This is a genomic window from Streptomyces yaizuensis (assembly GCF_034961445.1).
GTDB classification, from domain to species: domain Bacteria; phylum Actinomycetota; class Actinomycetes; order Streptomycetales; family Streptomycetaceae; genus Streptomyces; species Streptomyces yaizuensis.
This window is the reverse complement of record NZ_BSBI01000007.1, coordinates 350,442-367,432: the sequence shown is the minus strand read 5'-3', so window position 1 is coordinate 367,432 and position 16,991 is coordinate 350,442. Positions and strand designations below refer to the sequence as shown.

At 73.1% G+C, this 16,991-nt stretch carries 15 protein-coding genes and 1 riboswitch; of the genes, 4 read left to right on the top strand and 11 right to left on the bottom strand.

Annotation, left to right across the window (positions count from 1 at the left end; all coding sequences use genetic code 11):
* Window positions 1–9: 9 nt before the first annotated feature.
* The 8 genes from hisG to SYYSPA8_RS19255 form a co-directional block, all read right to left on the bottom strand.
* On the bottom strand, window positions 10–858 hold the full coding sequence (gene hisG / locus SYYSPA8_RS19290; RefSeq protein ID WP_323448455.1) for an ATP phosphoribosyltransferase: 849 nt from the start codon (window positions 856–858) through the stop codon (window positions 10–12).
* A gap of 71 nt (window positions 859–929) precedes the next feature.
* The gene (locus SYYSPA8_RS19285) at window positions 930–1,202 is read right to left on the bottom strand and encodes a phosphoribosyl-ATP diphosphatase (protein ID WP_323448454.1); all 273 of its coding nucleotides are present in this window, start codon (window positions 1,200–1,202) and stop codon (window positions 930–932) included.
* Between the two features lie 34 nt (window positions 1,203–1,236).
* On the bottom strand, window positions 1,237–1,722 hold the full coding sequence (ribH, locus tag SYYSPA8_RS19280) for a 6,7-dimethyl-8-ribityllumazine synthase (protein WP_323448453.1): 486 nt from the start codon (window positions 1,720–1,722) through the stop codon (window positions 1,237–1,239).
* Window positions 1,723–1,775: 53 nt separating this feature from the next.
* Window positions 1,776–3,080, bottom strand: a complete 1,305-nt coding sequence (locus tag SYYSPA8_RS19275; RefSeq protein WP_323448520.1) for a bifunctional 3,4-dihydroxy-2-butanone-4-phosphate synthase/GTP cyclohydrolase II — start codon at window positions 3,078–3,080, stop codon at window positions 1,776–1,778.
* A 41-nt stretch (window positions 3,081–3,121) separates the two neighbouring features.
* A complete protein-coding gene (locus SYYSPA8_RS19270) occupies window positions 3,122–3,766 on the bottom strand; it encodes a nicotinamide mononucleotide transporter family protein (RefSeq protein WP_323448452.1) in 645 nt (214 codons plus the stop codon).
* Entirely contained in the window at window positions 3,763–4,401 is a 639-nt protein-coding gene (locus SYYSPA8_RS19265; protein WP_323448451.1) for a riboflavin synthase, read from the bottom strand. The genes SYYSPA8_RS19270 and SYYSPA8_RS19265 overlap by 4 nt, the downstream gene beginning before the upstream one ends.
* Complete coding sequence (gene ribD / locus SYYSPA8_RS19260) at window positions 4,402–5,535, bottom strand: bifunctional diaminohydroxyphosphoribosylaminopyrimidine deaminase/5-amino-6-(5-phosphoribosylamino)uracil reductase RibD (RefSeq protein ID WP_323448450.1); 1,134 nt, start codon at window positions 5,533–5,535, stop codon at window positions 4,402–4,404.
* 172 nt (window positions 5,536–5,707) lie between these two features.
* Window positions 5,708–5,838, bottom strand: a riboswitch (FMN riboswitch).
* A 237-nt stretch (window positions 5,839–6,075) separates the two neighbouring features.
* Complete coding sequence (locus SYYSPA8_RS19255; protein ID WP_323448449.1) at window positions 6,076–7,269, bottom strand: ROK family transcriptional regulator; 1,194 nt, start codon at window positions 7,267–7,269, stop codon at window positions 6,076–6,078.
* A 111-nt stretch (window positions 7,270–7,380) separates the two neighbouring features.
* Between SYYSPA8_RS19255 and SYYSPA8_RS19250 the strand changes: the two genes are divergently transcribed.
* Window positions 7,381–8,589 (top strand): MFS transporter, encoded by a 1,209-nt coding sequence (locus SYYSPA8_RS19250; RefSeq protein ID WP_323448448.1) that lies wholly within the window; start codon window positions 7,381–7,383, stop codon window positions 8,587–8,589.
* Between the two features lie 1,060 nt (window positions 8,590–9,649).
* Here the strand turns inward: SYYSPA8_RS19250 and SYYSPA8_RS19245 are convergent.
* Window positions 9,650–10,948, bottom strand: a complete 1,299-nt coding sequence (locus SYYSPA8_RS19245) for an alginate lyase family protein (RefSeq protein ID WP_323448447.1) — start codon at window positions 10,946–10,948, stop codon at window positions 9,650–9,652.
* Window positions 10,949–11,129: 181 nt separating this feature from the next.
* Between SYYSPA8_RS19245 and SYYSPA8_RS19240 the strand changes: the two genes are divergently transcribed.
* The gene (locus tag SYYSPA8_RS19240; protein WP_323448446.1) at window positions 11,130–12,584 is read left to right on the top strand and encodes a uracil-xanthine permease family protein; all 1,455 of its coding nucleotides are present in this window, start codon (window positions 11,130–11,132) and stop codon (window positions 12,582–12,584) included.
* Window positions 12,585–12,656: 72 nt separating this feature from the next.
* Window positions 12,657–13,307 (top strand): DUF5995 family protein, encoded by a 651-nt coding sequence (locus tag SYYSPA8_RS19235; RefSeq protein ID WP_323448445.1) that lies wholly within the window; start codon window positions 12,657–12,659, stop codon window positions 13,305–13,307.
* Window positions 13,308–13,394: 87 nt separating this feature from the next.
* Here SYYSPA8_RS19235 and SYYSPA8_RS19230 read toward each other — a convergent pair whose 3' ends face one another.
* Together SYYSPA8_RS19230 and SYYSPA8_RS19225 are read right to left on the bottom strand one after the other, a co-directional pair.
* Entirely contained in the window at window positions 13,395–15,086 is a 1,692-nt protein-coding gene (locus SYYSPA8_RS19230; protein ID WP_323448444.1) for a flavin monoamine oxidase family protein, read from the bottom strand.
* Between the two features lie 55 nt (window positions 15,087–15,141).
* Window positions 15,142–15,939 (bottom strand): carbon-nitrogen hydrolase family protein, encoded by a 798-nt coding sequence (locus SYYSPA8_RS19225; RefSeq protein WP_323448443.1) that lies wholly within the window; start codon window positions 15,937–15,939, stop codon window positions 15,142–15,144.
* A 426-nt stretch (window positions 15,940–16,365) separates the two neighbouring features.
* Here SYYSPA8_RS19225 and SYYSPA8_RS19220 point away from each other — a divergent pair, with 426 nt between their 5' ends.
* A complete protein-coding gene (locus tag SYYSPA8_RS19220) occupies window positions 16,366–16,974 on the top strand; it encodes a Repetin (protein WP_323448442.1) in 609 nt (202 codons plus the stop codon).
* Window positions 16,975–16,991: the final 17 nt, after the last annotated feature.

Below are 16,991 nucleotides of genomic sequence, written 5' to 3'. Positions count from 1 at the left end.
GCGGGTTCCTCAGAGCCGGCAGGCGTGGATCGCGGTGGTCAGGATGGCGCGCGCGCCCAGCTCGTACAGATCGTCCATGATCCGCTGGGCCTCCTTGGCGGCGACCATGGAGCGGACGGCGACCCAGCCCTCGTGGTGCAGCGGCGAGATCGTCGGCGATTCGAGGCCGGGGGTGAGGGCGACGGCCTGCTCCAGGTGCTCGACCCGGCAGTCGTAGTCCATCATCACGTACGACCGGGCCACCAGGACGCCCTGGAGCCGGCGGAGGAACTGGCGCACCTTGGGGTCCTCCGCGTCGGCGCCGGTCCGGCGGATGACGACGGCCTCGGAGGTCATGATGGGCTCGCCGATCACTTCGAGGCCGGCGTTCCGCAGCGAGGTGCCGGTCTCGACGACATCGGCGATGATCTGGGCGACGCCCAGCTCGACGGCGGTCTCGACGGCGCCGTCGAGGTGGACCACGGAGGCGTCGATGCCGTGCTCGGCGAGGTGCGCCGCGACGATGCCCTCGTAGGAGGTGGCGACCGTCATGCCGGTGAAGTCGGCGACGTCCTTCGCGGTGCCGGGCCGGGTGGCGTAGCGGAAGGTGGAACGGGCGAAGCCGAGCTGGAGGATCTCCTCGGCGCTGGCCCCGGAGTCGAGCAGCAGATCGCGGCCGGTGATGCCGATGTCGAGCCGGCCGGAGCTGACGTAGATGGCGATGTCCCGGGGGCGGAGGTAGAAGAACTCCACCTCGTTCTCCGGGTCGACCAGCACCAGTTCCTTCGATTCCTTGCGCTGCTGGTAGCCGGCCTCATGGAGCATCGCCGACGCAGGTCCGGACAGTGAACCCTTGTTGGGAACGGCGATACGCAGCATGAGACCGACTTCCTTCGGCTGGGACGGTGGTGGTGGGAGGGGCGGACGGGGAAGGTCGCGGGGAGGGCCGCTCAGAGGTGCGCGTAGACGTCGTCCAGGGAGATCCCGCGCGCGACCATCATCACCTGGACGTGGTACAGCAGCTGGGAGATCTCCTCGGCGGCGGCTTCCTTGCCCTCGTACTCGGCGGCCATCCAGACTTCGGCGGCCTCCTCGACGACCTTCTTGCCGATGGCATGGACGCCCTTGTCCACCAGCTCGGCGGTACGGGAGGTGGCGGGGTCGCCGTTGCTCGCCTTGTGCTGAAGCTCGGCGAAGAGTTCTTCGAAGGTTTTGTTCGCCATGATGGGTCCCAGGGTACGGGGTGGGGCGGCCCGGTCAGCGCCAGGGTTCGCTGACCGAACGCAGCGTCGTGGCGGTGGCGACGGCGGCGGTGACCGCTTCGTGGCCCTTGTCCTCGCTGGACCCCTCCAGGCCCGCCCGGTCCAGTGCCTGCTGCTCGGTGTCGCAGGTCAGCACGCCGAAACCGATGGGGACCCCGGTGTCGACGGCGACCTGGGTGAGGCCCTGGGTGACGCCCTGGCAGACGTAGTCGAAGTGGGGGGTGCCGCCGCGGATGACGACGCCGAGGGCGACGACGGCGTCGTAGCCCCGCTCGGCGAGGACCTTGGCGACCACCGGCAGCTCGAAGCTGCCGGGGACGCGCAGCAGGGTCGGCTCGTCGATGCCCAGCTCGTGCAGGGCGCGCAGCGCGCCGTCGACCAGCCCGTCCATGATCTTCTCGTGCCACAGGGCGGCGATCACGGCGACTCGGAGGTCACCGCAGTTGCGTACCGACAGTTCGGGTGCGCCGTTGCCACTCACGCTTCTCCTCGGGGGTTCTGTTCCTGTTCAGGGGCCGTGTCGGTGTTACGGGGTCACTGGTTCGCGCAGGTCGAAGCGGGCCCGGCGGCCGGGGCCGGGGCCGTGTCGAGTCCGGGCAGCTCATGGCCCATCCGGTCGCGCTTGGTGCGCAGATAGCGCAGGTTGTGCTCGCCCGCCTGGACGGGCAGCTGCTCACGGCCGTGGACGGTGAGGCCGTGCCGGACCAGCGCGGCGATCTTGTCGGGGTTGTTGGTGATCAGCCGGAGGCTGCGGACCCCGAGGTCGGCGAGGATCTGGGCGCCGGCGGCGTAGTCCCGGGCGTCGGCGGGCAGCCCCAGCTCCAGATTGGCGTCGAGGGTGTCCCGGCCGCGCTCCTGGAGTTCGTACGCGCGCAGCTTGGGCAGCAGTCCGATGCCCCGGCCCTCGTGGCCGCGGAGATAGACCACGACGCCCCGGCCGGCGCGGGTGATGTGCTCCATGGAGGCGTGCAGCTGGGGGCCGCAGTCGCAGCGCAGCGAGTGGAAGATGTCGCCGGTGAGGCACTCGGAGTGGATGCGGACCACCACGTCCTCGCCGTCGCCGAGGTCGCCGTGGACGAGGGCGATGTGCTCGACGCCGTCGATGGTGGAGCGGTAGCCGTACGCGGTGAAACGGCCGAAGGAGGTCGGCAGGTCGGCGGCGGCGGCGCGGGCGACGGTCGGTTCGGTGGCCCGGCGGTGGGCGATCAGGTCCTCGATGGAGATGATCGTCAGTCCGTGGCGGCGGGCGAAGGGGATCAGCTCGGGCAGCCGCAGCATGCGGCCGTCCTCGCCGGCGATCTCCACGATGGCCCCGGCGGGGCGCAGTCCGGCGAGGCGGGCGAGGTCGACGGCGGCCTCGGTGTGGCCGTTGCGCACGAGGACACCGCCGGGCTTGGCGCGCAGCGGGAAGACATGGCCGGGGCGGACGAAGTCGCCGGGGGCGGCCTCGCCGCCCGCGAGCAGCCGCAGGGTGGTGGCGCGGTCGGCGGCGCTGACGCCGGTGGTGACGCCGTGGGCGGGGCTCGCGTCGACGGAGACGGTGAACGCGGTCTGCATGGACTCGGTGTTGCGTTCCACCATCTGCGGGAGGGCGAGCCGGTCCAGTTCCCCGCTCTCCATGGGGGCGCAGATCAGGCCCCGGCACTCGCTCATCATGAAGGCGATGATCTCGGGGGTCGCCTTCTCGGCGGCGATGACGAGGTCGCCCTCGTTCTCGCGGTCCTCGTCGTCCACGACCACGACGGGGCGGCCGGCGGCGATGTCCTCGATGGCCGCTTCGACGGGGTCGAGGGCGAGGTCCTCGCGGTTGTCGGTGGAGTACCAGGTGGGGGCCGTCAGTTCGGGCAGTTCGCCGGTCGCGGCCTGGGGCGGTGCGGTGTTCACGCGGGGACTCCATTCAGTGCCGGGGTACGGGAGCGCTGCCACCAGTCCCGCAGGCCCCACAGGACCAGTCCGAAGTAGACGACGTAGACGATGCCGGAGAAGGCGAGACCGCTGCTGAAGGCGAGGGGCACGCCGACGAGGTCGACCAGCAGCCAGGCGAACCAGAACTCGACCAGACCGCGGGCCTGGGCGATCATCGCCACGAGGGTGCCGACAAAGATGTACGCGTCGGCCCAGGGGCTCCAGGAGAGCGAGGGGTACGCGAGGAAGAGGCCGGCGACGGCGACGGTGCCGAGGGCGGCGCCGCCGGCGAGCAGGCCGCGTTCCTTCCAGGAGGCGAAGCGGACGGCGACGGAGCCGTCGCGGGCCTGCCGGCTGCCCAGGCTCCACTGCCGCCAGCCCCACACGGCCACGCCGATGACCAGGAGCTGCTTGCCGACGCCGCCGGCGAGGTCGGCGGAGGCGTACGCGGCCACCAGCACCAGGCCGGAGAAGAGCTGGACGGGCCAGGTCCAGATGGAGCGGCGCCAGCCGAGGGCGAGGCCGATCAGTCCGATGACGTTGCCGACCATGTCGGACCACTTGATGTCCTGGCCGAAGGCGGTGAAGGCGACCGAGTTCAGGGTGGAGAGGGCGCTCATCGGACCGGCTCCGGGCCCGGCCCGGGGGCGTCCGGGGCGCCGGCCGCGCGGGCGCCGAGCAGCCGCTCGACGTACTTGGCGATCACGTCGACCTCCAGGTTGACGGTGTCCCCGCCGCTCTTCACCCCGAGGGTGGTCAGGGCGAGGGTCGTCGGGATGAGGCTGACGGTGAAGCGGTCGTCGCCCGCGTCCACCACGGTGAGGCTGACGCCGTCGACGGTGATGGAGCCCTTCTCGACCACATAGCGGGCGAGCGGGGCGGGGAGCGAGACGGTGACCATCTCCCAGTGCTCGGCGGGGGCGCGGTCCAGGATGGTGCCGACGCCGTCGACGTGGCCCTGGACGACATGGCCGCCGAGCCGCCCGCCGACGGGGGTGGGGCGTTCCAGGTTGACGCGGTCCCCGGGGGCGAGGGCGCCGAGGCTGGAGCGTTTGAGCGTCTCGGCCATCACATCGGCGGTGAACTCCCCCTCGCCGGTCTCGACCACGGTGAGGCAGACGCCGTTGACGGCGATGGAGTCGCCGTGCCGTGCGCCGTCGGTGACCAGGGGGCCGCGCAGTCGGAAGCGGGCCGAGTCGCCGAGCCGCTCGACGGCGGTGACCTCGCCCAGTTCCTCGACGATTCCGGTGAACACTCAGCTCTCCTTGGAGACGGGTACGGCGCCTGCGGCGTCGACGGCGGGTACGAGTACGGGTACGGGGACCGCGGTGATCCGCAGATCGGGGCCGAGCCGGGTGAACTCGGTCATGTCGAGCCGGAACGCTCCGCCGATCGTGGAGATTCCGGCGCCCCCGAGGGCGGCGGGGCCCGCGCCCAGCAGGGCGGGGGCGAGATAGCCGACGACCTTGTCGACGGCGCCCGCGGCGACGAAGGACCCCGCGAGGGTGGGGCCGCCTTCGAGCAGGACGGAGCGGACGCCCCGGGCGTGCAGTTCGGCGAGGAGGGCGTGGACGTCGAGGCCGCCGTCCGCTCCCGCGGGCAGGACGACGGTGTCCACGCCGGGCAGGTGGCGGGTGTCGGCGTCCGCGCCCACGGCGATCAGGGTCGGCGCGGCACCGTCCAGGACGCGGGCCGCCGGGGTGATCGTGGCGCGGGTGTCGACGACGACCCGCAGCGGCTGGACGGCGTCCGCGACGCCCCGGACGGCGAGGTGGGGGTCGTCGGCCGCGAGGGTGCCGGAGCCCACGACGACGGCGTCCGCCCCGGCCCGCAGCCGGTGCACGTCGGCGCGGGACTCGGGGGAGGTGATCCAGCGGCTGGTGCGGTCCTCGGCGGCGATCCGGCCGTCGAGGGTGGCGGCGTACTTCCACAGGACGTGGGGGCGGCCGAGGCGTACGGAGGTGAGCCAGGCCGTGTTGCCCGCCTCGGCCTCGGGACCGAGCAGTCCGCACTCCACCCGGACCCCGGCGGCCCTGAGGGTGCCGGCGCCGCCGGTGGCCTGCGGGGTGGGGTCGGCGACCGCGTAGACGACCCGGGCGATCCCGGCGGCGACGAGGGCCTGACTACAGGGGCCGGTGCGGCCGGTGTGGTCGCAGGGTTCGAGCGTGACGTACGCGGTGCCGCCCCGGGCGCGCCCGCCCGCCGCGCGCAGGGCGTGCACCTCGGCGTGCGGGCCGCCGGCGCGCTGGTGGTAGCCGGTTCCGGCGATCTCTCCGGCGGCGTCGGTGATGACACAGCCGACGACCGGGTTGGGGCTGGTGGAGCCGAGGCCGCGGGCGGCGAGCGAGACGGCTCGGCGCATGGCGGCGGTGTCGGCTGCGGTGGCCACCGGGTCCTCCTGCCTGTTCGGGCACGGACTCCGGGGCTGTCGATGACGACAGAGAGCGGGGACACCGATGACGCACGGGGAACGCCGGGACCGGCGTACGGACACACCGGTCGCCCACGACAGGGGGCGACCAGCCGCCGCCGACGGCCGACGTGCCGCACAGGGCCGCCCGCCGCGCACTGCCTCCCATCCGGACTTTCACCGTCGGTCCAGGAATTTCACCTGGTCAACCGACCGCTGGCGGCGGACGGGTCGCGGACTGTAACCGCCGGTTCGGAATTGCACCGACCCCGGAGTGCGCTGCTGCTGATACAGGGCCAGTCTGCCACGGTCGACTCTGCGCCACGCGGGTGGTCATATGTGGCCTGGATCACAGGAATGCGGCGATGCACCCCGATCGCCGCGTGATCCCGTGGTATTGACCCCGTTGGTCTAGTCCTTTTAGGCTCACCGGCACTCCGCAGCGCGGGGTGACCGACGTCCGGCGGCGGAGTCCCGGCCCTTGCCGCCGCCGGGCGTTGCCCCCCGGCGATCGCGCCGTCAGGCGGCGCCGGGGCCGAACAGGTCGTCCTGCGCGTGGTCGCGGGCGATGAGCAGGGCGCCCCGCAGCACGGCGGAGCCGCCCAGCTCCCCCGGGCGGACCTGGGTGGCCATCGGGGTGAGCCCGGCGAGCCGGCTCTCGACCCGCTCGGCCAGCGCGGCCCCGCCCGCGAGGCCGAGTTCACCGCCGAGGACCACACAGCCGGGGTCCAGGACCGCGGTCACCGCCGCCGCGCCGAGCGAGATCCGCTGGGCCAGCTCGTCCAGGAATCCGGCCGCGCCGCCGCCACCGGAGGCGACCACCCCCGCCACGACCGACGCCATGGCGGCGGCCGCACCCGGGCCGTCCCCGCCGGGCACCGGCAGGCCGTGCTCCGCCGCGAGCCGGCGGATCCCCTCGGCGCCCACGAGGGTGTGGAAGCCGCCGCCGCACTCGACGGCGGAGGGCAGGCCCCCGGTCCCCGGCACCGGCAGGAAGCCGATCTCGCCCGCGCCGCCCGCGGCCCCCCGGCGCAGCCGCCCGTCGAGGAAGACGCCCGCGCCGACCCCGTGCCCCAGCCAGACGAAGACGAAGGTGTCCCGGTCGCGGGCGGCCCCGGCGCGCTGTTCGGCGACGGCGGCGAGATTGGTCTCGTTCTCCAGGACCACACGGGCGGACAGCCGCTCCTGGAGCGCGGCCACGAGCCGCCGGTGCCAGGCGGGCAGCCCCCGGACGGTGCGCAGCTCTCCGGTGGCCGGGTCGATCAGACCGGGCACGCCGACGCCGACACTGTGCAGCCGGGTGGCGCCGGCGTCCCGCACGGTCCGCTCCAGCAGGGCGGCGGCCCGCTCCACGGCGGACTCCGTCGCGGTGTCGTCGCCGATGGGGAGGGAGGCCTCGGCGAGCGTGGCCCCGAGCAGGTCGGCGACGACCAGCGAGACCCCCTGGGTACGGATGTCGAGTGCGGCGAGATGGGCGCGGTCGGCGACGATCCCGTACAGCCGGGCGTTGGGTCCGCGCCGCTGGGCGCCCGCCTCCCCGACGATCCTGACCAGCCCCGAGACCTGGAGCCGGTCGACCAGATCGGCGACAGTGGGCCGGGAGAGGCCGGTCATGGCCTTCAGCTGTCCCGCCGTCAACGGCCCCTCGTCCTGCAGGAATTGGAGGGCGAGACGGTCGTTGATGACCCGGGCGGTGCTCGGAGATGCGGCCATGCCGGGATCCTTTCAGATCGATTGTCCCCTCGATGACCACTAACTATCAGGCAAGGTTCCTGATAGTTTACGCGGACCGAACGAGCCAGCACGACAGGGAGGGGCGCCGGCATGGCGGACGACACCGCCTTCGGGCACACGAAACAGCCACTTCGCCAGGCACGGGTGGCCGTGGCCATGATCTTCTGTACGCACGGCGCGGTGGCCGGCAGCTTCGCCACCCGCATCCCCTGGATCCAGGACCACGCGGGGGTCAGCGCCGGACAACTCGGCCTCGCCCTCGCCTTCCCCGCGATCGGCGCGTCCCTGGCCATGCCGCTGGCGGGCTGGCTCAGCCACCGCTTCGGCGCCCGCACCGCCCTGCGCGGGCTGCTCGCCCTGTGGACCCTCTCGCTGCTGCTGCCGTCACTCGCGCCCGGGCTGCTCACGCTCTGCGCCGCGCTCTTCGTGTACGGGGCCACCTCCGGCATGTCGGACGTCGCGATGAACGCGCTCGGAGTGGAGACCGAGAACCGGCTCGGCCGCTCCATCATGTCCGGACTCCACGGCATGTGGAGCGTCGGCGCGCTGCTCGGATCGGCCGGCGGCACCCTCGCCGCGCACCTGGGGACGGACGCCCGGGTGCACCACGCGATCGCCGCGACCGTGCTGACCCTGCTCGGCATAGCCGCCTGCCAGGGCGTCCTGGACCTGCGGAGCGAACCCGGCGAGGAGCCGCCGCCCAGGTTCGCGCTGCCGCCCCGCTCGGCGGTCGTCATCGGCGCGGTCGGATTCTGCGCGGTCTTCGCGGAAGGCGCGAGCCTGGACTGGTCCGCGGTCTACCTCCGCGACGAACTCGGCACATCCGCCGGGCTCGCCGCCGCGTCCACGACGGCGTTCGCCCTCATGATGGCCATCGCACGGCTCGCGGGCGACCGGATCGTGGACCGCTTCGGCGCGGTGCGCACGGTCCGCACGGGCGGGGTACTGGCCACGGCCGGCGGCCTCATGGTGGTACTCGCGCCACACCCGGCGACGGCGATGACCGGCTTCGGCCTCCTCGGACTCGGGGTCGCGGTCGTGGTCCCCCTCGCCTTCGCGGCGGCCGCGCGCAGTGGGCCCCGGCCGGCGCAGGCGATCGCGGGCGTCGCGACGATCACCTACACGTCGGGGCTGGTCGCGCCGTCGCTGATCGGGGGGATCGCGGACCTGACGAGCCTGGTCTTCTCCTTCACCCTGGTCACGGTGCTGGCCTTCGGCCTGATCCTGGCGGCGGGTGTCCTCCGCTCGGCCCGGGGTGGCCCGACTCCACCCGGGGCAGCCCCGGACACCTCCACCTGACACCTCCGTGTCCGGCCTTGCGCTGCCCGACCGCGTCGGTACGAGAACGTCGCGCTCGTCCGGGGTTCCGGTGGCCCGCCCGTGTCGGTACGGGGTCCCGCACCCCTTTTCCCCCGGCTCGGGGTACCGGTCATCCGGGCATGTTGCGTGGGTGGGGGGTGCAGGGTCGCCCCCGCAGGGGATCGGCGGGAAGTCCGGCGTGCGCTGACCGTGGGCCTTCGGTCCGCCGACCCCGAGGAGGTGAGCCCGGAGGCCACCACCAACCCGCACCACACCCGGCCCCGGGACCACCCGAACAAATCCAGCCCGTCCGGCGATTGAGGACGGACCCAGCACCCTGCCCCGCCGCACAGGCGAACCTGCGGGCCCTCGTCGGGGACCAGTCCCCGAACCCCTGCGCCTCAATCGCCGGCGGGGCTGATTTTTGCCGGGTGATCGTCGGCGAGGCTGGATTTGTGCGGGCTCATCGCGGGCCAGGCTGGGCTTTCCGGGCTGCCACAGGGGCGGACAGGCCCCCGGGCACACGGCATGTGCGGGCCATCGTCGGGAGCCAGCCCCCGAGCCCCCGCGCCTCAAACTCCCCCAGACTCCGTCCGGGGGGACCCCCAAGAGGCTGGATTTTGCTCGGGTCGACGGCGAGGCGGATTTGTGCGGGGCGACGTTGACGGGGCGGGTTTGTGCGGGTCGACCCGGCCCGGGTGGTGGTGCGGGTTGGCGGGGCCTCCGGGCTCACCTCCTCGGGGTCGGCGAGCGTGCTCACCAGGTCCGGTGCGGGTCGGCCTCCGCCGATCCCCTGCGGGGGCGACCCTGCACCCCCACCCACGGACCAGCCGGAGGGCGGCCAGTACCCCAGGCGGGGGGAAAGAAGGGGTGCGGGACCCCGTACCGACGCGGGCCGGGCGGGCCGGGCCCCGGACGAGCGCACCGCACACGTACCGACACGGGTCGGACAGCGCGGGCCCGAGGACGAGCACACCCCACCCGTACCGACACGGGCGGACAGCGCAAGGCCGAACCCGTGCAGGCGCGGGCGGCCCGTACCCCGGGCCGGGGGAGGGGGTCAGCCGCCCGCGATCGAGTCCAGTTGTTCGGCAGCGGGCCGCAAGGCCCAAAGGTCACCCCCCGGTGGAGCTTCGAGCCCCCGCACCGCCTCACGCGCCCCCGCGTCCCCCGCATCCGCCGCCGCATGCACGACATCCGTGGCCGCGTACCGCCGGAAGTCCAGTTCCGGATGGGTCCAGGGGGCCGCCGCCGTCGCCGCCGGCAGGAGGTAGCGGACGGCTCCCGCGAGGCTCTGCCCCCGGGGCCCCCGGTGGGCCCACAGGTCGACCCCGAGCTGTCGGCCGATGGCCGCGAGCCGGAGGTGGGCGACGAGGGAGAAGGTCGAGTAGTGCCAGCTGCGGGTGCGCCGCAGTTCCTGGGGCTGGCTGCCGTCGGGGGCGATCTGGGGGTCGATCCGCTTGGCGCGGGCCTCGCGGACGACGGTCCTGGCGAGGGCGCGGTCGCCGGTGGCGGCGGCGAGGGCGGCGAGTTGCATGTCGTGGAAGGTGCCGTGGTTGTTGGTGGCGGCGGCTTCCTCCTTGCCGAAGGCGCTGGTGCGCAGCCAGTTCAGGAAGGCGGTGTTCCAGGAGCGCATGGCGGCGCGGTCGGCGGCGTGCCAGCCGGGGGCTCCGGTGTCGAGGATCGCGATCGCGTCGAGGACGCCGGTGTACATCTGGGAGAAGTCGATGATCCCGATCGCGCGGCCGTCGAAGCGGCAGGGGATGAACTGGGCGTGGTCGAGGTGGGGGTTCATGCGGGTGGCCGGGTCGAGGAACCAGGTGCGCAGGATCCGTCCCGCGTGCTCCGCGTAGGCGTTTCGCCCGGTGTAGTACCAGGCCAGGGCGAGGGTGGTGACGGAGTTCACGACGTTGCCGATGTCGGGGCGGTCGGTGCCGGTGTCGACTTCGGGGTTGCGTTCGCCGTCGCGCTGGACGTACGGGCAGCCCCAGGGGTTCTCGGGGGTCCTGGGTTTCGTGGGCCACCAGTAGGGGGCCTGGCTGAGGTAGTCGTGGGGGTTGCCGCTGGGGGCGGGCCGGGGTTTGTCGGTGACGGTCCAGGGGCCCTGTCCCAGCCAACGGTCGGCCTTCGCCACCAGTTCGCCGGCCGCCCGGCGCAGTGCGGGATCGCCCGCGCGGAGTTTCTGCTTCGCCTGCTGGAGCCGCTTCCCTTTGATGACGACGGTGTTCGGCACCCGATCGGGTGCCACGGATGCCACGGATGCCACGGAGGCGGCGGGTGCCGCCGGGAGGAGCAGGGCGGCGGCGACGGCGGCCGATGTCAGCCCGGCGCCCCAGCGCCCTGAGGGGGTTCCGGCCATCGAACACTCCTATCAGGTATGTGAACGAGATTCATGAACCGGACCGTGCGAGCGTAGGGCGGCCGGACCGGGGGTGACAACCCGCGTGGATACGGCCAGAGGGGAACCGATGGCCGAAACTCGCACTACCATTGCGCCGATCGATCGATCGAACCCCCGGTAAAGAGATGAGGAGCGGCCCGTGAACCTCGGCGTGCGCTGGACCCTGCACGGCGATGGGCGGACACCCGCTCCTGGCGCCGTCGTACGCCCCGACGAGCGGCTGTCGTGGCCACGGACGGCCGGGCTCGGCGCCCAGCATGTGGTGGCCATGTTCGGAGCATCGTTCGTCGCGCCCCTTTTGATGGGGCTCGACCCGAATCTCGCGATCATGATGTCCGGCATCGCGACCATGATCTTCCTGCTGGCGACCCGGGGCCGGGTCCCCAGCTATCTGGGATGTTCGCTCTCCTTCGTCAGCGTGGCGGTGGCCATCCGCGCGGGCGGCGGCGACAGCGCCACCGTCACGGGTGCCGTCTTCGTCGTCGGCGCCGCGCTCTTCCTGGCCGGTCTCGCCGTCCAGCGCTTCGGCGCCCGGATCATCCACGCCGCCATGCCGCCGATCGTGACCGGCGCGGTGGTCATGCTGATCGGCTTCAACCTGGCCCCGGTCACCGCCAGCACCTACTGGCCCCAGGACCAGTGGACGGCGCTCGCGGTGATGCTCTTCACCGGGCTCGCGGTGGTCTGTCTGCGCGGTTTCTTCTCCCGGATCGCGATCTTCCTCGGGCTGCTCTTCGGCTATGCGCTCTCCTGGGTCCTGGACCGCGTCTTCGGGAAGATCCACTCCCCCGTCGCCGGCGGCGAGGCCGTCGACCACTGGCGGCTGGACCTCTCCGGTGTCGCCAAGGCCGACTGGATCGGGCTGCCCACGTTCCACGGACCCAGCTTCGAGTGGTCCGCGATCCTGCTGGCCCTCCCCGTCGTCATCGCGCTCATCGCGGAGAACGCCGGCCATGTGAAGGCCGTCGGCGAGATGACCGGCGACCCGCTGGACGACAAGCTGGGCACCGCGATCGCCGCCGACGGCGCCGCGTCCATGCTCTCCACGGCCGTGGGCGGCCCGGCGAACACCACGTACTCCGAGAACATCGGCGTCATGGCCGCCACCCGCGTCTACTCGACCGCCGCCTACTGGGCCGCCGCCGTCTTCGCCCTCCTCTTCGGTCTCTGCCCGAAGTTCGGCGCGGTCGTGGCCGCGATCCCCGGCGGTGTGCTGGGCGGGATCACCGTGATCCTGTACGGCATGATCGGCCTGCTGGGCGCCCAGATCTGGATCAACGCCAAGGTCGATCTGCGCAACCCGCTGAACCTGGTCCCGGCCGCCGCCGGCATCATCATCGGCGTCGGCGGGGTCAGCCTGAAGATCAGCGACGACTTCGAGGTGGGCGGGATCGCCCTCGGCACCATCGTCGTCATCACCGGCTACCACGTGCTGCGGGCCTTCGCCCCCGCCCATATGAAGGAGCAGGAGCCGCTCCTCGACTCGGGCACCTCGGCGTACGACAGCGGAAACGCCCCCGCCGACCAGCAGGACGGGCGGGACGGACGGGACGGGCAGGACAAGCACGCCGGGCACGGCGGCGACAAGGACTGACAGGGTCACCCGTTCGGGTGAGGTCCCCGGCCCGGGGCGCGAAAGCGCCGCCACGGCTGGGACCCTGCCCCCATGGCGCCACAGCACGCAGCCCCGACGGCCGTCGCCGCTCCCCCGGCCCGGCGCGCGCCCGACGCGCGCCGCCCGGCCGTGGACGGCGTCGCCGTCTGCCGCCGTCTCCTGCTGGCACTCGCGGCGGACCTGGGCGGCCCCGGAGCGGCCGGCGCCCCGGGCACGCTCGGGGCGCTCGCCGTGCGCCGCTCGCTCGCGGCGCTGGCGGCGGAGCGGCCCCCGGCGCCCTGGCGGCCCGTCCTCCAGTACCGCCACCATCCCCGGGTGCATCCGGCGCAGTTCGCCCTCGCGGGTCTCAACGCCCATGTCGGGCACGATCTGGTGCTCGCGTCGGTGGACGCCTGCGCGGCCCTGGAGTGGGAACCGGCCCGGCTGGAAACCGCCTTCGACCGGCTGGGCGATCTGCTCGCCCTCGCGGAGGAGCGGGCCCGGGACGAGCTGCTGCCCGGCCCGGAGCCGCTGGAGATCACCGATCCGCTCGCCCATCTGCTGGGCACCTGGAGTCCGGTCCGCGCCTGCGACAGCGCCTGGTCGGCGGCGCGGCTGCTGTGGCGGGTCCGGGAGCACCCCCCGCTGGCGGCGGAGTTCCGTACGCGGCTGGCCGGTGACACCGGCCTGGTCGGGCGCTGTCTCCTCGTGCCCCGCCGCTGAGCCCCCCGCCGCTGAGCACCGGTCGCCGGCTCCTCCGCCGCCGAGTCCCCCGCCGCTGACCGCTCCTGGACGCCCGTACCGCCCGGGTCAGTCCTCCGGCAGCTCGACCGGCGCGATCTCGTCGTACACGTCCCCGGGACCGGGGTTGGACGGGTCCGTCCCGCCGCCGAGGTGCGTCATCACGCCCCACACCGCGTTCAGCGCGGTCTGCACGGCGCCCTCGGCCCAGCCCGCCGTCCACGAGATGTCGTCGCCCGCCAGGAAGATGCCCCGCTTGTCCGCGGGCAGCCGGTCCTGCATGAAGTGGGTGAAGAGCCGTCGCTGATAGCGGTAGTGGCCGGGCAGGTTCGCCTTGAACGCGCCCATGAAGTACGGCTCGTTCTCCCAGGAGACCGTGACCGGGTTGCCGATGATGTGGCTGCGGATGTCGACCCCGGGGTAGATCTCGCCCAGCGACTTCAGCATGACCTCCATCCGCTCGTTCGCGGAGAGCGGCAGCCACTTGAGGCTGTCGTCGCACCAGGTGTACGAGAGGCAGATGACGGCCGGCCGGTCGGGGCCGTCGTCCAGCAGGTACGTGCCCCGCGTCATCCGGTCGGTCAGCGTCATGGACATGGTGTCGCGGCCGGTGGTCTCGTCCTTGTCCAGCCAGAACGGCCGGTCGACGGGGACGAAGAGCTTGGACGACTCCATGTAGTGGGTGCGCTCGATCGCGGTCCAGTGGTCGATCGGGAACAGCTCGTCGTCGCAGGCGATCTGGGACAGCAGCATCCAGGACTGGGCGGTGAAGACGGCGGCCCGGTAGGTGCGGATGTCCCCGGAGGCGTCGGTGACCGTGATCCGGTTCCCCGCCGTACGGTTGAGCCGGGTCACGGCCGGCCGGGGGTCGCCGCCGTGCAGGGAGGCCAGCGAGGTGCCCGGGGCCCAGTGGACGATCTTCCCCGGCTCCCGCTCCCAGAGCCGCAGCGGGAGCTGCTGGCTGCCCTCCACGATGCCGCGGTGGTGGTCGTCCGCCTCCGCGTACACGACCCGCAGGATCTCCAGGATCGAGTTGGGGAAGTCGGTGTCCCAGCCGCCGGTGCCGAAGCCGACCTGGCCGAAGATCTCCCGGTGGCGGAAGGACGTGAAGGAGTCGGAGTCGCAGAGGAACCCGTAGAACGTCTGGTTGTCCAGCTTCTCCACCAGCCGGGCCCAGATCTCCCGGATCCTCGGCACATCGCGCTCGCGCATGGCCCGGTTCATGTCGGAGAAGTCGGCGCCCTCCTCCAGGCAGGTGTTCCAGGCGTTCATCACATCGCGGTAGACCTGGGGCAGGTCGTCGATGGTCTCCGCGTAGTGGGTCTCGCCCTTGAGGTCGACCACCGTCGAGGGGGTGCCGGGGGCCAGCGGGTTGGGGAACGCCCGCGTCGTCAGCCCCACCAGGTCGATGTAGTGCTGGAGCGCCGTGGACGAGGGCGGGAAGCGCATCGCGCCCATCTCCGCGCTCAGGGAGTCGTCGCAGCCCTCGAAGCCGACGGTGCGCAGCCGGCCGCCGATGCGGTCCGCCTCGTAGACGACGGGCTTGAGCCCCATCTTCATCAGCTCGTACGCGGTGACCAGGCCGGAGAGCCCGCCGCCGACGACCGCCACCTCGGTGCCGTGCTCGGTCGCGGGGATCTGCCCGAGCCCGGCCGGGTGGGCGAGGAAGTCGTCGTACGCGTACGGGAAGTCCGGGCCGAACATGGTGATCGGCGGCTGGGCGTCGGTGTGCTGGGCGGCGGGGGGCACCGTGGACGTCATGGCGCGGACTCCTTGGACGGAACGTTCTGGGAAGCGGGTGGGGGGTGGGGGCGGCTCAGCCGAGGGCGCCGTAGAGGTCCGGGCGGCGGTCGCGGAGGTAGGGGTTGGCCGCGCGGGAGGCGTCCAGGAAGGCCCGGTCCACGTCCGCGGTGACCAGTTCCTCGGTGCGGCCCGCGCGCGCCTTGGCGATCCCGTCGGGGCCCGCCAGGGTGCTCAGCCCGACGAACTCGAACTCGCCCTCCGCGCCGACGCGGTTCACGTACGCGATGTAGAGCTGGCTCTCGAAGGCGCGGACGGGGACGAGCGACTCGGCGACGAACTGGAAGGGGTGCATCTGCGCGGTGGGCACCAGCAGCAGATCGGTCCCGGCCAGGGCGTGCGCCCGGACGTTCTCCGGGAACTCCACGTCGTAGCAGATCAGCATGCCGACGGTGAGGCCGTTCAGCTCGGCCCGCACCACCGGCTCGGTGCCGGGGGTGAACCAGCGCTGCTCGAAGCAGCCGAAGAGGTGGGTCTTGCGGTAGTTGGCGAGCCGGGTGCCGTCGGGGCCGATGAGCTGCGCCGCGTTGAAGACCCGCTCGCCCGCGCGCTCGGGGTAGCCGTAGCAGACGGCGAGCCGGTGGCGTACGGCGATCTCCGCGACGGCCGTGGCGCCGGGGCCGTCGGCGGGCTCGGCCAGCTCGGGCACCCGGTCGCCGATCGCGTACCCGGTCAGGAACATCTCCGGGGTCACCAGCAGCTGCGCGCCCGCCTCGGCGGCGCGGGCGGCGGCCTCGTCGAGCGCCGTCAGATTCGCGGCGACCGACCCGGGGCGGCCGGAACTCTGGAGCAGGGCGATGCGCGACGACGACATGTCTGACCTCGGGCAGAAGGGACGGCGGCCCGCCGGGTGCGGGCGTCCGGGGGTGGACGTGGCGAGGCGGGAGGCGGCGGAGAAGCCGTTCAAAACCGTATGGTCCGGGCGGGTACCGGGACAAGGCGCGTCCGTTGCGCGCCGATGGGCGATGTGTTGCGCGTTCGGTGCCGGATGCGGCGATTTGTTGCGTACGGGTGTGGAAGGCGCCGTTCCGGTGGGTGGAACCGCTGGTGGCGGGCGGGGTGGGCGGTCCGGCGGAGGGGCCGTCCACCCGGGGTGGCAGCGGGGCGGAGGGCTCTCCGCCGGATGGGGGAGAGCGGGTGCCACCCGGGGCACGATGTCCCGGGCGGCCGCGCGCGAAAGAGTGGGGGATGTCCGGCCGGCCCGGTCGGTCACCCTCGCTCACCTGCTGAAAGGGCCGTCATGAAGCTCACCCCCTCCCGTCGCGTCACGCTCGCCGCTCTCACCGCCGCCCTGCTGGTCGGGGGGTCCGCGACGGTCGCCGCCCAGAACGGGGATTCGGCGGCCGCGGCCCCGGCCGCGCAGGCGGCCACTGCGGCGAGTGCGGCGAAGGGGACCGCGGCGAAGGCACCGCGGGACGCGGCGGCGCTGACCGGCAGGGCGAAGCTGTACCGCTCCCTCGGCGACGACATCACGTTCTCCTTCGACGCGCGGCTCGCCGCCAAGGACACGAAGGACCCCCGCAAGGCCAAGGGGACCTTCCGCTTCAGCCACTATGCGAAGGGCGAGGGCGCGTGGGCCGAGGCCGAGGTGGACTGCCTGATCACCGGCGACAAGGTCGCCGTCGTCACCGGCGTCGTCGTCCGGACCGATCTGAAGGGCGCCAAGGGCAGGCGGGTCGGCGTCACCGTCCACGACCGGCCCGACGGGGACCGGCTGGGCTACAGCTGGGCGGCGAGCCCCCTCGACAGCAGGAACCCGCTGGCGCCGTGTGTCAGCTCCGCGCCGTTCGAGAAGGTCAGGGCGGGCACCGGCGACTTCCGGGTGCTCCCCTGGCAGCCGAAGCTGTGACGGCCGCCGGGGGCCCG

Excerpts from the sequence above, each read along its gene's own strand:
- SYYSPA8_RS19250 (WP_323448448.1), top strand. The coding sequence starts at position 7,381 with ATGGCGGACGACACCGCCTTCGGGCACACGAAACAGCCACTTCGCCAG.
- SYYSPA8_RS19285 (WP_323448454.1), bottom strand. The coding sequence starts at position 1,202 with ATGGCGAACAAAACCTTCGAAGAACTCTTCGCCGAGCTTCAGCACAAG.
- SYYSPA8_RS19270 (WP_323448452.1), bottom strand. The coding sequence starts at position 3,766 with ATGAGCGCCCTCTCCACCCTGAACTCGGTCGCCTTCACCGCCTTCGGC.
- SYYSPA8_RS19230 (WP_323448444.1), bottom strand. The coding sequence starts at position 15,086 with ATGACGTCCACGGTGCCCCCCGCCGCCCAGCACACCGACGCCCAGCCG.
- SYYSPA8_RS19220 (WP_323448442.1), top strand. The coding sequence starts at position 16,366 with ATGAAGCTCACCCCCTCCCGTCGCGTCACGCTCGCCGCTCTCACCGCC.
- hisG (WP_323448455.1), bottom strand. The coding sequence starts at position 858 with ATGCTGCGTATCGCCGTTCCCAACAAGGGTTCACTGTCCGGACCTGCG.
- SYYSPA8_RS19255 (WP_323448449.1), bottom strand. The coding sequence starts at position 7,269 with ATGGCCGCATCTCCGAGCACCGCCCGGGTCATCAACGACCGTCTCGCC.
- SYYSPA8_RS19225 (WP_323448443.1), bottom strand. The coding sequence starts at position 15,939 with ATGTCGTCGTCGCGCATCGCCCTGCTCCAGAGTTCCGGCCGCCCCGGG.
- SYYSPA8_RS19245 (WP_323448447.1), bottom strand. The coding sequence starts at position 10,948 with ATGGCCGGAACCCCCTCAGGGCGCTGGGGCGCCGGGCTGACATCGGCC.
- SYYSPA8_RS19235 (WP_323448445.1), top strand. The coding sequence starts at position 12,657 with ATGGCGCCACAGCACGCAGCCCCGACGGCCGTCGCCGCTCCCCCGGCC.